This window comes from Alicycliphilus denitrificans (assembly GCF_044792555.1).
GTDB classification, from domain to species: domain Bacteria; phylum Pseudomonadota; class Gammaproteobacteria; order Burkholderiales; family Burkholderiaceae_C; genus Alicycliphilus; species Alicycliphilus denitrificans_A.
The window spans coordinates 979583-993013 of record NZ_CP126238.1 but is presented as its reverse complement, the minus strand read 5'-3'; the positions used below and the strand labels follow the sequence as shown (position 1 = coordinate 993013).

Here is a 13431-nt window from a genome sequence, read left to right as displayed (position 1 = left end):
GCGAGAAAGCACCATGGCGACCGTGGCATCGAGGGGCATCAAGGACTTTGTCTTTGAATGGGAGGGCAAGGATCGCAGCGGCAAAATCGTGCGTGGCGAGGTTCGGGCGGCTGGCGAGAACCAGGTCAAGGCCACGCTGCGCCGCCAGGGTGTCTTGCCGACCAGGATCAAGAAGCGCCGCATGAGCGCGGGCAAGAAAATCAAACCCAAGGACATCGCCCTGTTCACGCGCCAGATGGCAACCATGATGAAGGCCGGCGTGCCGTTGCTGCAGGCCTTTGATATCGTGGGGCGGGGCAATACCAACCCCAGCGTGACCAAACTTCTCAACGATATTCGCGCCGATGTGGAAACCGGCACCTCGCTGAATGCGGCGTTCCGCAAATACCCCATGCATTTCGACAGCCTGTATTGCAACCTGGTGGAGGCAGGCGAGGCGGCCGGCATTCTGGAGGCATTACTCGATCGTCTGGCGCTCTATATGGAGAAAACAGAGGCCATTAAATCCAAGATCCGTTCGGCCTTGATGTATCCCGTTTCTGTGATTATCGTTGCCTTCGTCGTGGTGACCGTCATCATGATCTTTGTGATTCCCGCATTCAAGGAGGTTTTCACCTCATTCGGCGCCGATTTGCCGGCGCCCACGCTGTTCGTCATGGCCATCAGCGAGTTTTTTGTGGACTATTGGTGGCTGATCTTCGGCGTGATTGGCGGCGGTTTTTATTTTTTCATGCAGGCCTGGAAGCGCAGCGAAAAAATGCAGCAGGCGATGGATCGCTTCCTGCTGAAGATGCCCATCTTTGGCGCCCTGATCAACAAATCCTGCGTGGCGCGCTGGACACGCACCCTGTCCACCATGTTCGCTGCGGGCGTGCCGCTGGTGGAGGCGCTGGACTCGGTCGGTGGCGCTTCCGGCAACTCGGTCTATGCCTTGGCGACCGACAGGATCCAGCAGGAAGTCTCCACCGGCACCAGCCTGACGGCGGCCATGGGCAATGCCAATGTGTTCCCGTCCATGGTGCTGCAGATGTGCGCCATCGGCGAGGAATCGGGCTCCATCGACCACATGCTGAGCAAGGCGGCCGACTTCTACGAGGCCGAGGTCGACGAAATGGTGGCCGGCCTGTCCAGCCTGATGGAGCCCATCATCATTGTGTTCCTGGGCACCCTCATCGGTGGCATCGTGGTCTCGATGTACCTGCCCATCTTCAAGCTGGGGCAGGTAGTCTGATGACGGGGTCGATGCTTGCCGACGCCGCGCTGGTTGGCGTCCTGGGATTGCTGATTGGCAGCTTTTTGAACGTGGTGATCCATCGCCTGCCGGGCATGATGGAGCGGCAATGGGCGGCCGAATGCGCGCAATACGCGCAAGACACGGGCCTGTTGAAGCCGGGCAAGCAGGACACGCCAGCACCTGAGACGTTCAATCTGTGGACCCCGCGCTCGCGTTGCCCCGCCTGCGGGCATGAGGTGCGCTGGTATGAAAATATTCCCGTGCTCAGCTACCTGGGGCTGCGTGGCCGCTGCTCGGGCTGCGGCACGCGCATCAGTGCACGCTACCCGCTGGTCGAGCTGGCCACGGCAGCCCTGTTTTATGCCTGCGCCATGCGCTGGGGCTGGTCCCTGGCGACGCTGGCCTGGTGCGGTTTTTCTGCCGCCCTGGTGGCCCTCGCCCTCATCGACTGGGACACCACGCTGCTACCCGACGACATCACCCTGCCCCTGCTGTGGGCCGGCTTGCTGGCCGCCGTATTGCACTGGACGGAGGTGCCGCCGGTGGACGCGGTGCTCGGCGCAGCCGCGGGCTATCTGTCGCTATGGACCGTGTACTGGGGCTTCAAGCTCGCCACGGGCAAGGAGGGCATGGGCTATGGCGACTTCAAGCTGTTTGCCGCCCTGGGCGCCTGGTTTGGCTGGCAGGCCCTGGTGCCCATCATCCTCATGGCCTCGGTGATAGGCGCCATCGTGGGCATTGGCATGAAGTTCGCCAGCAACCTGCGCGAGGGCAAATACGTGCCTTTCGGCCCGTTTCTGGCGGGCGGCGGCCTGGCGGCCATGCTGTGGGGGCCGGGGCGCATCATGCAGGCCATCTATGCCACCCTGGGGCTGCTGTAGATGACTGCCACGCCCACTCACGCAGCCCACCCACGCCCGGCAAGCCTGGGCGTGACCGGCGGCATAGGCAGCGGCAAGAGCACCTTTGCCGCCATGCTGCACGACTGCGGCGCGGCGCTGATCGATGCCGACGCGATTGCCCGTTCGGTGACGCAGAGCGGGGGGGCGGCCATGGCCGCCATCCGCCATCAATTCGGCCCTGACTATGTGGACCGCCATGGCGCCCTGGATCGTGCCCGTATGCGCGCCCTGGTATTTGCCGACCCGCAGGCCAAGGAGCGGCTGGAGACCATAGTCCACCCCCTGGTGGGCAACGCCATCGCCCAAGCCGCGGCAGCCGCCGCCCAAGCGGGCAAGCGGCTCATCGTGTTCGACATCCCGCTGCTGACCGAATCGGATCGCTGGCCGCGCCAGCTCGATGCCGTGCTGGTGGTGGACTGCCGCGAGGAAACGCAGCTGGCCCGCGTGCAGGCGCGCAGTGGACTGACGGTGGATGCCATCCACGCCATCATGGCCACGCAAAGCAGCCGTGCCGTACGCCGTGCGGCGGCAGATTTTGTCGTCTACAACGATGGCCTGACGCTGCCGGATTTGCAAACCAAGGCGCGCCAGGTGGCTGCCTGGTTCGGGCTATGATGCGTGCGCACTCAGGAAACCCGCAGCGTGATCCTTTACGAATATCCTTTCAACGAACGCCTGAGAACCTATCTGCGCCTTGAGCAGCTGTTTCGCCGCCTGGGCGAGCTCATCGCGCGCGCGCACCCGCTGGATCACCACTACGCGCTGGTGACCATGTTCGAGGTGATGGACGTGGCGGCGCGCGCCGACCTCAAGGCCGATGTGCTCAAGGATCTGGAAAAGCACAAGCACCAGTTCGACGCCTACCGCGGCAATCCCTCGATCTCGGAGGCGGCGCTCGATGGCGTGATCGCCCAGCTCGACCAGTGCTTCGCCGCCCTGAACGCCCAAACCGGCAAGGCCGGCCAGTCGCTGACCGAGAACGACTGGCTCATGGGCATACGCAGCCGCGTGGGCATTCCCGGCGGCACCTGCGGCTTCGATCTGCCCGCCTACTACGCCTGGCAGCACCATGCGCCCGAGCAGCGCCAGAACGACTTGCACCACTGGGCCGCCACGCTGGCGCCGCTGGCCGAGTCCGTCTACCTGCTGCTGCGCCTGATGCGCGATTCCGGCGTGCCGCAAAAGGTGGCGGCCGATCGCGGCCAGTTCCAGCAAAACCTGCCCCCGGGCCGTATCTTCCAGCTGCTGCGGCTGCGCATAGATCCTGAATTGGAGCTGGTGCCCGAAATCAGCGGCAACCGCCTCATCGTCTCCGTGCGCCTGATGCGCCAGGAAGAAGGCGGCAAGCTGGTGCCGAGCAACGAGGATGCGGCCTTCGAGTTGACGCTGTGCGCCTGATTTCCACCATGAACACCGAGCATCCGCCGCATGGCACGGCCGGCAAACAGGTGATCTGTCCCACCTGTGGCGGATCCAGTCTGTTCAGCCCGGCGAACCCGTTCCGCCCCTTCTGCTGCGAGCGCTGCAAGCAGATCGACCTGGGAGCCTGGGCGGCCGAGGACTTTCGCATGCCGGCCGAGGCACCGCCCGAGGACGCCGAGTTCGGGGATCCCAAGCGCCAGTCTTGAATTTAAATGAAATACGCTGCTGACACGCACCCAGCAAGCGTCAGACGCTATTTTTTTTGAAAGCTATTCCAGCTGCGACGCGTCGAACGCCTGACCGCGCTCCTCGGCCAGCCACTGCAGCACCGGGTAGGCGCCGGGCAGCACGGGCCGCACCTGCAACGGCCAGTGCTGCCAGGCCATGGCCTGGCCCTCGCGCATCTCGAAGTCACCGCTCCACGCGTGCACCTTGCACCAGTGCAGGCGCACCAGGGCATGGGGGTAGTCGTGCTCGGTCACCTTCCAGACCTCGGCCGGCCCGATGGTCACGCCCAGTTCCTCGATGAGCTCGCGGCGCAGCGCCTGCTCCACGCTCTCGCCGGCCTCGATCTTGCCGCCCGGGAACTCCCAGTAGCCCGCGTAGGGCTTGCCCTCGGGCCTGGTGGACAGCAGCATGGCGCCGTCGGCACGCAGCAGGATGCCGACCGCAACCTCGGTGTGCTTGCGCCCGCCCTGCCCGCTCATGTGCCCCGCCGTCCGGCGAAATCGCGCGCGAACTGGTAGGCCACACGGCCGCTGCGCGAACCGCGCTCCAGCGCCCAGACCAGGGCCTGGGGCCGCGCAGCCGCTATGTCCTCCTGCGCCACGCCCAGGGCCGACAACCACTGCGCCACGATGGCCAGGTATTCGTCCTGGCTGAACGGGTAGAAGCTGACCCAGAGGCCAAAGCGCTCGGACAGCGAGATCTTCTCCTCCACCACCTCGCCGGGGTGGATCTCGCCGTCGCTCGCGGTGGTGTAGCTCAGGTTGTCCTTCATCTGCTCAGGCAGCAGGTGGCGGCGGTTGCTGGTGGCGTAGACCAGCACGTTGGGCGTGCTTGCCGCCACGGAGCCGTCCAGGATGGACTTGAGCGCCTTGTAGCCGCCCTCGCCCTCCTCGAAGCTCAGGTCGTCGCAGTAGATGATGAACTTCTCGGGCCGGTCCGAGACCACCTCCACGATGTCGGGCAGGTCCGTCAGGTCGGCCTTGTCCACCTCGATCAGCCGCAGGCCCTGGGGCGCATAGGTGTTCAGGCAGGCCTTGATGAGCGAGGACTTGCCCGTGCCGCGCGCGCCCGTGAGCAGCACGTTGTTGGCCGTCCTGCCATCGACGAACTGCTGGGTGTTGCGCTGGATCTTTTCCTTCTGCGCGTCGATCTCCTTGAGGTCGGACAGGCGCATGCCGGCCACATGGCGCACCGGCTCCAGCGCGCCATGGCCGCCGCTGCGCCGGCGGTAGCGCCAGGCGATGGCGGCCGACCAATCGGGCGCTGACAACGGCTGGGGCAGCACGGCCTCGATGCGGGAGATGAGCTGTTCGGCGCGTGCGATCAGCTGGTCAAACTTATCAGTCATTTCAGGCTCAAACGCTTATCCAGCAAGCGCTGGAGGCTATAAAAAATGCAGTCAGGAGCGGTAGTCGGCGTTGATGGTCACGTAGTCGTGACTCAGGTCGCAGGTCCAGACCGTGTCCACAGCTTCGCCACGGCCCAGCACCACGCGCACGGTGATTTCCTGCTGCTGCATCACGCGCTGGCCGTCCTCCTCGCGGTAGGCGGGGTTGCGCCCGCCCTGCACGGCCACATGCACGTCGTCCAGGTACAGGTCGATCAGCGTCTGGTCCAGGTCGGCGATGCCCGCGTAGCCCACGGCCGCTAGGATGCGCCCCAGGTTCGGGTCGCTGGCGAAGAACGCCGTCTTGACCAGCGGCGAATGGGCGATGGCGTAGGCCACCTGGCGGCATTCCTCGCCGGTCTTGCCGCCCTCCACGCGCACGGTGATGAACTTGGTCGCACCCTCGCCGTCGCGCACGATGGCCTGGGCCAGCTTTTGCGCCACCTCCAGCAGCGCACTCTTCAGCGCGCGGCCCTCGGGGCTGTCGAGCGAGGTGATGGGCGCGTGCATGGCCTGGTGCGTGGCGATCAGCACGAAGGAATCGTTGGTGCTGGTGTCGCCGTCGATGGTCACGCGGTTGAAGGACTGGTCGGCGAGCTCGCGCACCAGCTGGTGCATGAGCGCGGGGGCGATGCAGGCATCGGTGGCCAGGAAACCCAGCATGGTCGCCATGTTGGGCCGGATCATGCCCGCACCCTTGGAGATGCCGGTGACGGACACGGTGGCCCCGCCAATGTGTACCTGCGTGCTGAAGGCCTTGGGCAGCGTGTCCGTGGTCATGATGCCCTCGGCCGCGCGCGCCCAGTGGCCAGGTTGCGCGTCGGCCAGCGCCGCGGGCAGGGCCGCGGCGATGCGCTCGTGCGGCAGCGGCTCCATGATCACGCCGGTGGAGAACGGCAGCACCTGGCTGGCATCCAGCCCCAGCTGCTCGGCCAGCGCCGTGCAGGTGGCGCGCGCGCGCGCCAGGCCGTCGGCGCCCGTGCCGGCGTTGGCGTTACCCGTGTTGATCACCATGGCGCGGATCGCCTGGCCACCGTCCAGGTGCTCGCGGCAGACCTGCACCGGTGCGGCGCAGAAGCGGTTCTGCGTGAACACGCCGGCCACCGTCGTGCCCTCGTCGAGCAGGAACACGGTCAGGTCCTTGCGGTTGGCCTTGCGCACGCCGGCCTCGGCGACACCGATGCGCACGCCAGCGACGGGATGCAGGTCTTGGGCGATAGGGGCGGAGAGATTGACGGGCATGGAACGCTCCTGGGACAAACAAGGGATTGAAAAGCAAACACGGGCCGCAGCCCGTGTCGTTCAGCGCTGCAGCATCAGGCCAGCTTGCCGTGGCACTGCTTGTACTTCTTGCCGCTGCCGCAGGGGCAGGGGTCGTTGCGGCCCACGCGCACACCGGGCATGGCCTGCGCCCGAGCCGCCTTGGCGGTCTGCGCATCCAGCACGGTTTCTACCTCGCCGGTCTCGGTGGGTGAGGTGTAGGTGACGTTGCTGACGTTTTCGCCGCGCTCCTCCATGGCCTGCGTGGCCTCGTCCAGCTGAGCGTTGGACTGCACCTGCACCGTCAGCATGACGCGCGTGACCTCGTTCTTGACCTGGTCGATGAGCTGGCGGAACAGCTCGAAGGCCTCGCGCTTGTACTCCTGCTTGGGCTGTTTTTGCGCATAGCCGCGCAGGTGAATGCCCTGGCGCAGGTAGTCCAGCGCGGAAAGGTGGTCGCGCCAGTTGGTGTCAAAGCTCTGCAGCAGCACGGCGCGCTGGAAGGGGGCGAAATTCTCGTTGCCCACCAGCGCCAGCTTGGCCTCGTACACCTCGCGTGCGGCCTGCTGCACCTTCTCCAGAATGTCGTCGTCGGTAATGGCCTCGGAGCCCGCCACCTCCTGCTGCAGCGCGATCTGCACCTGCCAATCGGTGGCCAGGGCCTTTTCCAGGGCTGGCAGGTCCCACTGCTCCTCGACCGATTCCGCCGGCACGTATTGGCGCACCAGATCGGCCATGCAGTCGTCACGCATGGCGGCGATCAGGGTCGCGAGATCGGGCGCGTCCAGGATCTCGTTGCGCTGCTGGTAGATCACCTTGCGCTGGTCGTTGGCCACGTCGTCGTATTCGAGCAGCTGCTTGCGGATGTCGAAGTTGCGCGCCTCGACCTTGCGCTGCGCGCTCTCGATGCTGCGCGTGACGATGCCCGCCTCGATGGCCTCGCCGTCGGGCATCTTCAGCTTGTCCATGATGGCCTTCACCCGGTCGCCCGCAAAGATGCGCATCAGCGCATCGTCCAGGCTCAGGTAAAAGCGCGAGGAACCAGGGTCGCCCTGGCGCCCCGAGCGGCCGCGCAGCTGGTTGTCGATGCGGCGCGACTCGTGGCGCTCGGTGGCGATGATGCGCAGGCCCCCCAGCGCGGTGACCTTCTCGTGATCGAGCTTCCATTGCGCGCGCAGCTGCTCGGCCTTGGCCGCACGCTGATCCGGCGTGAGGGACTCGTCGGCCTCCAGCGCCGCCACGGCCTTTTCCACGTTGCCGCCGAGCACGATGTCGGTGCCGCGGCCGGCCATGTTGGTGGCGATGGTGATCATGCCGGGGCGACCCGCCTGGGCCACGATGTCGGCCTCGCGCGCGTGCTGCTTGGCGTTGAGCACCTGGTGCGGCAGCCCGGCCTTGTTCAGCAGGTCGTCGATGATCTCGGAGTTCTCGATCGAGGTCGTGCCCACCAGCACCGGCTGGCCGCGCCCGTGGCATTCGCGGATGTCGGCGATCGCCGCCTCGTACTTCTCGCGCGTGGTCTTGTACACCCGGTCGAGCTGGTCGTCGCGCTTGCTCGGACGGTTGGGCGGGATGATGACGGTCTCCAGGCCGTAGATCTCCTGGAACTCATAGGCCTCGGTATCGGCCGTGCCGGTCATGCCCGAAAGCTTGCCGTACAGGCGGAAGTAGTTCTGGAAGGTGATCGAGGCCAGGGTCTGGTTCTCGGCCTGGATCTGCACGCCCTCCTTGGCCTCCACGGCCTGGTGCAGGCCCTCGCTCCAGCGGCGGCCGGCCATCAGGCGGCCGGTGAACTCGTCGACAATGACGATCTCGCCGTTCTGCACCACGTAATGCTGATCGCGGTGATACAGGTGATTGGCGCGCAGGGCCGCATACAGGTGGTGCACCAGGGTGATGTTGGCCGGGTCGTAGAGCGATGCGCCTTCGGCGATCAGGCCCGCCTGCGCAAGAATGCGCTCGGCGCTTTCATGGCCCTGCTCGGTCAGAAACACCTGGTGCGTCTTCTCGTCCACGGTGAAGTCACCGGGCTTGGTGACGCCCTCGCCCGTGCGGGGATCGGCCTCGCCCTCCTGGCGCACGAGCAGCGGCACGACCTTGTTGATCGACAGGTAGACGGCCGTATGGTCTTCGGCCTGGCCGCTGATGATGAGCGGCGTGCGCGCCTCGTCGATCAGGATGGAGTCCACCTCGTCCACGATGGCGTAGTTGAGGCCGCGCTGCACGCGCTCGCGCGCGTCATACACCATGTTGTCGCGCAGGTAGTCGAAGCCGTACTCGTTGTTCGTGCCGTAGGTGATGTCGGACTGGTAGGCAGCCTGCTTTTCCTCGCGCGGCATCTGCGGCAGGTTGATGCCCACCGAGAGGCCCAGGAAGTTGTACAGCCGGCCCATCCACTGCGCGTCGCGCCCGGCCAGGTAGTCGTTCACCGTGACCACATGCACGCCCTGGCCCGACAGCGCATTCAGATAGACGGGCAGCGTGGCGGTGAGCGTCTTGCCCTCGCCCGTGCGCATCTCGGCGATCTTGCCGTAGTGCAGGGCCATGCCGCCAATCAGCTGCACGTCGAAATGGCGCATCTTCATGACGCGCTTGGAGCCCTCGCGCACCACGGCAAAGGCCTCGGGCAACAGTGCGTCCAGCGTTTCGCCCTTGGCAATGCGCTCCTTGAATTCCTGTGTCTTGCCGCGCAGCGCCTCGTCGCTGAGCTTTTCGTATTCCGGCTCCATCGCATTGATGCGAGCCACGGTTTTGCGGTATTGCTTGAGCAGCCGGTCATTGCGGCTGCCGAAGAGTTTGGTGAGGAAATTGGTGGCCATGCGAGCAGGACCGCGCCACACGCCAAGCAAAGCGGCAGAGCGACCGAAATCCCTAAGATGAAGTGAAACCAGCTGGGGCCCGCAGCATCGAATTGCAAGTGCTTGCAAGCATCGCGGCAGGTCCAAAACCGGGCATTCTACCTTTGCCCCATGGGCGGCCAGGATCTACGGCTGCGGGAGGCTACGGCATCCGCAATAATCCCCCCGCACGAACCGCTCGGCGTGCACGCTCTACCACCTGCCATGAACCGCCGCCATTACGCCATTCCACTGCAACAAGCCACCCTGGAGTCCCCCATGCTGGCCCGACTCGCCGCGCTGACCCGAGATTCCAGCGAGCGGCTCAAGGCCATAGAGGGCTTGATACCGCCCATGCTGCGCCCTGCCGTGCAGGCCGGTCCGATCGAGGGTGGCTGTTGGTGCCTCTTGGTCAAGAGCAACGCTGCCGCTGCGAAGCTACGGCAGCTGCTGCCCGCCTTTCAGGCCCATCTGCGCAGGCGGGGGTGGGAGGTGGATTCCATACGCCTGAAAATTCAATCCTGACCCAGATGAGGCAGGAAGATTGAGTGGCGCAAACTCCTGGGGAATGGTGCCGGTTGTCGGATTCGAACTGACGACCTACCGCTTACAAGGCGGGTGCTCTACCAACTGAGCTAAACCGGCGAAGGCTGCATTCTAGCCGCCAAAAACAGCGGGCGCGCCCAGTCGCCGGACAGCGCGCCCTGATCATTTACTTGACGCGCTTGAGCGAAGGACGCCCGCCACCCGCAGGATGCTGCGGTGGGCGCGGCGCGTCATCGTCTTGCGACTCGCCCGCACTGCCGTCGATAGACTGCAGTTGCACGGGAGCGCGCTCAGGATGCTCACCGGAGTCTGCCGCCCCTGCTGCAGGCTGCGGAAGGCCCGGAGCGAGGCCCGCATCCTCCTCCAAGGGAAAGGCCATACCCTGGCCATTCTCGCGTGCATAAATGGCAACCACCCTGCGCACGGGGACCAGGATGTCACGCGGTTTGCCACCAAAGCGTGCCTTGAACTCAATGAAATCGTTGCCTATGTGCAGCCCGCTCGTGGCGTCATAGCTCACATTGAGCACAATCTCACCATTGTTGACATACTCGCGCGGCACCTGCACGGATTCGTTCACGCGCACCACCAGATAGGGCGTGAAGCCATTGTCCGTGCACCATTCGTAAAGTGCACGCACCAGATAGGGGCGCGTGGAGGGAAGATCCTGAGCGTTCATCATGCGCAAAAGTGAGGTTGGCTTACTTGCGCATGACCTTTTCCGAGGGCGTCAGCGCCTCGATATAGGCCGGGCGCGAGAAGATGCGCTCTGCGTACTTGAGTAGCGGCGCAGCATTCTTGGAGAGCTCGATACCGTAGTAATCGAGGCGCCACAGCAACGGTGCAATGGCCACATCCAGCATGGAAAAACCCTCGCCGAGCATGTATTTGTTCTTCAGGAACACGGGGGCCAGCTGTGTCAGGCGGTCACGGATGTGGGCGCGCGCCTTCTCCAGTGCCTTTTCGTTGCCTTTGGTGGCACGCGACTCAAGGGCATTTACGTGCACGAACAATTCCTTCTCGAAGTTGAGCAGGAACAGGCGCACGCGCGCGCGATCGACGGGGTCGCCCGGCATCAGCTGCGGGTGCGGGAAGCGCTCGTCGATGTACTCGTTGATGATGTTGGACTCGTACAGGATCAGATCGCGCTCAACCAGGATGGGCACCTGGCCATAGGGGTTCATCACGCTGATGTCTTCGGGCTTGTTGTACAGATCCACATCGCGGATTTCAAAGTCCATACCCTTTTCGAACAGGACGAAACGGCAACGATGGGAGAAGGGGCAGGTCGTGCCCGAGTAAAGCACCATCATGGTGAACGGCTCCTAAAAATCAAAAGAGTGGGAGCCAAGGCGCCCACTCTGTACAGGTTTGCACGGCAAAAATTGCAGCGCAACGACTCCTGGGTTACTTGACGTCCTTCCAGTAGGCTGCATTCAGCCTCCAGGCAATGAAGGTGAAGCCTGCCAGGAAGAGCAGTACCCACACGCCAATGCGAACGCGCGTATTTTGCGCCGGCTCGCCCATCCACTGCAGGTAGTTGACGAGATCACCTACGGCCTGGTCGTATTGCTGAGGCGTCATGCTGCCGGGAGACAGCTGCTCCCAGCCCTTGAACACCTGCTCGGTCTGACCGTGGCTCTCTCGCTGCTCAAAGATGGCACTGCGCTCGCCCTGCAGCTGCCACAGCGCGTGCGGCATGCCGACGCTGGGGAACACGAGGTTGTTCCAGCCGGTAGCCTTGGTGTCATCGCGGTAGAAGGTGCGCAGGAAGGTGTAGAGATAGTCGGCGCCCGAACCACCGGAGCCCGCGCGCGAGCGCGCGATCACGGTGAGGTCAGGCGGATTGGCACCGAACCACTCTGACGCCTGCTTGGGGTCAATGGCCGACTTCATGGTCTCACCAATCTTGTCGGTGGTGAACAGCAGGTTGTCCTTGATCTGCTGATCCGTCAGGCCGATATCCTTCAAACGATTGAAGCGCATGAAGGCTGCGGAGTGGCAGTTCAGGCAGTAATTCACGAACAGCTTGGCGCCGTTTTGCAGCGAAGCCGTGTCCGTGATATTCACGGGCGCCTTGTCCCAGGCCATACCGCCACCGGCGGCATGTGCACCCGCAGCCAGACCCAGGGCGGCAATCAGCGAGAGAAGCAGTTTTTTCATTGTTGTGGTCTCCGGCTCAATGGGGCTTGAAAGTCACGCGGTCAGGCACGGGCTTGGGTGTGCCAAGACGCGTCCACCAAGGCATGAGCAGGAAGAAGCCGAAGTAAAACAGCGTCCCCACCTGCGACACGCGCTCGCCGATCGGCGACGGCGGCTGCACCCCCAGGTAGGCCAGGATCACGAACACGACCACAAACACGGCATACAGGTACTTGTGCCAGCTCGGGCGATAGCGGATCGAGCGCGCCGGGCTGCAATCGAGCCAGGGCAGGAAGAACAGGATGATGACCGCACCGCCCATCACCACCACGCCCCAGAACTTGGCATCGATTGCCAGCATGAGGGCAATGGCCACGGCGGCGGCAATCACGATGCCGCCCTTGACGAAGCCGGGCAGGCGGGCCTTGAACACGCCAAAGCCGGCACCCAGCACCACGCAGGCGATCAGTGCATACATCATCTCGCTGGTGATGGCGCGCAGCATCGAGTAAAACGGCGTGAAGTACCAGACTGGAGCGATGTGCGAAGGCGTCTTCAGCGGATCGGCGGGGATGAAGTTGTTGTACTCCAGGAAGTAGCCACCGAACTCGGGCGCAAAGAAGATCACGGCCGAGAAGATGAACAGGAAGATGCTCACGCCAAAGATGTCGTGCACCGAGTAGTAGGGGTGGAAAGGCACGCCGTCCAGCGGGTGCCCCTTGTCGTCCACCGGCTTGCCGGGGCCCTTGATCTCGATGCCGTCGGGGTTGTTGGAGCCCACGTCGTGCAGCGCCAGCAAGTGAGCCACCACCAGACCCAGCAGCACCAGCGGCACGGCGATGACGTGGAAGCTGAAGAAGCGATTCAGCGTGGCGTCGCCCACCACGTAGTCACCACGGATCAGCAGCGCCAGGTCAGGGCCGATAAAGGGGATGGCCGAAAACAGGTTCACGATCACCTGGGCGCCCCAGTACGACATCTGACCCCAGGGCAGCAGGTAGCCCATGAAGGCCTCGGCCATCAGCGCCAGGAAGATGGCGCAGCCGAAGATCCACACCAGCTCGCGCGGCTTCCTGTACGAGCCGTACAGCAGGCCACGAAACATGTGCAGGTAGACCACGACGAAGAAGGCCGAGGCACCCGTGGAGTGCATGTAGCGGATCAGCCAGCCCCAGGGCACGTCGCGCATGATGTACTCGACCGACTCGAAGGCCTTGGCGGCGTCGGGCTTGTAGTGCATCACCAGGAAGATGCCGGTGACGATCTGGATCACCAGCACCAGCAGCGCCAGCGAACCAAAGATGTACCAGAAGTTGAAGTTCTTCGGAGCGTAGTACTCCGACATGTGGACACGATAGGCGTCGAAAGCCGTCGGGAAACGGTTTTCCAGCCAGTTCATCGTCTTCGCCCCAGCCGAGGCATTGGGTGAAATGTCCTTGAATTCGCGGTAAGCAGCCATTTGTCAGTGCCTCC

General features: G+C 64.2%; 14 protein-coding genes and 1 tRNA gene. 6 read left to right on the top strand and 9 right to left on the bottom strand.

The window, feature by feature from the left end:
- Positions 1-13: 13 nt before the first annotated feature.
- The 5 genes from P7644_RS04615 to P7644_RS04595 are packed head-to-tail and all read left to right on the top strand — an operon-like array spanning position 14 to position 3764.
- A complete protein-coding gene (locus tag P7644_RS04615; RefSeq protein WP_404301874.1) occupies positions 14-1231 on the top strand; it encodes a type II secretion system F family protein in 1218 nt (405 codons plus the stop codon).
- Positions 1231-2115 carry a prepilin peptidase gene (locus P7644_RS04610; protein WP_404301873.1) on the top strand — a complete coding sequence of 295 codons (885 nt, stop codon included), beginning with the start codon at positions 1231-1233 and terminating at the stop codon, positions 2113-2115. The genes P7644_RS04615 and P7644_RS04610 overlap by 1 nt, the downstream gene beginning before the upstream one ends.
- Positions 2116-2751 (top strand): dephospho-CoA kinase, encoded by a 636-nt coding sequence (gene coaE / locus P7644_RS04605; RefSeq protein ID WP_404301872.1) that lies wholly within the window; start codon positions 2116-2118, stop codon positions 2749-2751.
- Between the two features lie 27 nt (positions 2752-2778).
- Positions 2779-3534, top strand: coding sequence for a cell division protein ZapD (zapD, locus tag P7644_RS04600; RefSeq protein WP_404301871.1), 756 nt, complete (start codon positions 2779-2781; stop codon positions 3532-3534).
- Between the two features lie 8 nt (positions 3535-3542).
- Positions 3543-3764, top strand: coding sequence for a DNA gyrase inhibitor YacG (locus P7644_RS04595; RefSeq protein ID WP_404303116.1), 222 nt, complete (start codon positions 3543-3545; stop codon positions 3762-3764).
- 63 nt (positions 3765-3827) lie between these two features.
- Here P7644_RS04595 and P7644_RS04590 read toward each other — a convergent pair whose 3' ends face one another.
- From P7644_RS04590 to secA, 4 genes are all read right to left on the bottom strand, one after another.
- Positions 3828-4265 carry an NUDIX domain-containing protein gene (locus P7644_RS04590; RefSeq protein ID WP_404301870.1) on the bottom strand — a complete coding sequence of 146 codons (438 nt, stop codon included), beginning with the start codon at positions 4263-4265 and terminating at the stop codon, positions 3828-3830.
- Positions 4262-5134 carry an ATP-binding protein gene (locus P7644_RS04585; RefSeq protein WP_404301869.1) on the bottom strand — a complete coding sequence of 291 codons (873 nt, stop codon included), beginning with the start codon at positions 5132-5134 and terminating at the stop codon, positions 4262-4264. Before P7644_RS04585 ends, P7644_RS04590 begins: the two co-directional genes overlap by 4 nt.
- A gap of 51 nt (positions 5135-5185) precedes the next feature.
- Entirely contained in the window at positions 5186-6415 is a 1230-nt protein-coding gene (argJ, locus tag P7644_RS04580; protein WP_404301868.1) for a bifunctional glutamate N-acetyltransferase/amino-acid acetyltransferase ArgJ, read from the bottom strand.
- Positions 6416-6489: 74 nt separating this feature from the next.
- A complete protein-coding gene (secA, locus tag P7644_RS04575) occupies positions 6490-9252 on the bottom strand; it encodes a preprotein translocase subunit SecA (protein ID WP_404301867.1) in 2763 nt (920 codons plus the stop codon).
- Between the two features lie 243 nt (positions 9253-9495).
- On the opposite strand from secA, the gene P7644_RS04570 reads away from it, so the two are divergent.
- Entirely contained in the window at positions 9496-9795 is a 300-nt protein-coding gene (locus P7644_RS04570) for a hypothetical protein (RefSeq protein ID WP_404301866.1), read from the top strand.
- A 44-nt stretch (positions 9796-9839) separates the two neighbouring features.
- Here the strand turns inward: P7644_RS04570 and P7644_RS04565 are convergent.
- From P7644_RS04565 to P7644_RS04545, 5 genes are all read right to left on the bottom strand, one after another.
- Positions 9840-9915: transfer RNA gene (locus P7644_RS04565), tRNA-Thr, on the bottom strand.
- Between the two features lie 67 nt (positions 9916-9982).
- Complete coding sequence (locus P7644_RS04560) at positions 9983-10495, bottom strand: ClpXP protease specificity-enhancing factor (protein ID WP_404303114.1); 513 nt, start codon at positions 10493-10495, stop codon at positions 9983-9985.
- Positions 10496-10517: 22 nt separating this feature from the next.
- Entirely contained in the window at positions 10518-11129 is a 612-nt protein-coding gene (locus tag P7644_RS04555) for a glutathione S-transferase N-terminal domain-containing protein (RefSeq protein WP_317701513.1), read from the bottom strand.
- A gap of 94 nt (positions 11130-11223) precedes the next feature.
- On the bottom strand, positions 11224-11979 hold the full coding sequence (locus P7644_RS04550) for a cytochrome c1 (protein WP_404301865.1): 756 nt from the start codon (positions 11977-11979) through the stop codon (positions 11224-11226).
- 16 nt (positions 11980-11995) lie between these two features.
- Positions 11996-13417, bottom strand: a complete 1422-nt coding sequence (locus P7644_RS04545; RefSeq protein WP_404301864.1) for a cytochrome bc complex cytochrome b subunit — start codon at positions 13415-13417, stop codon at positions 11996-11998.
- Positions 13418-13431 lie beyond the last annotated feature (14 nt).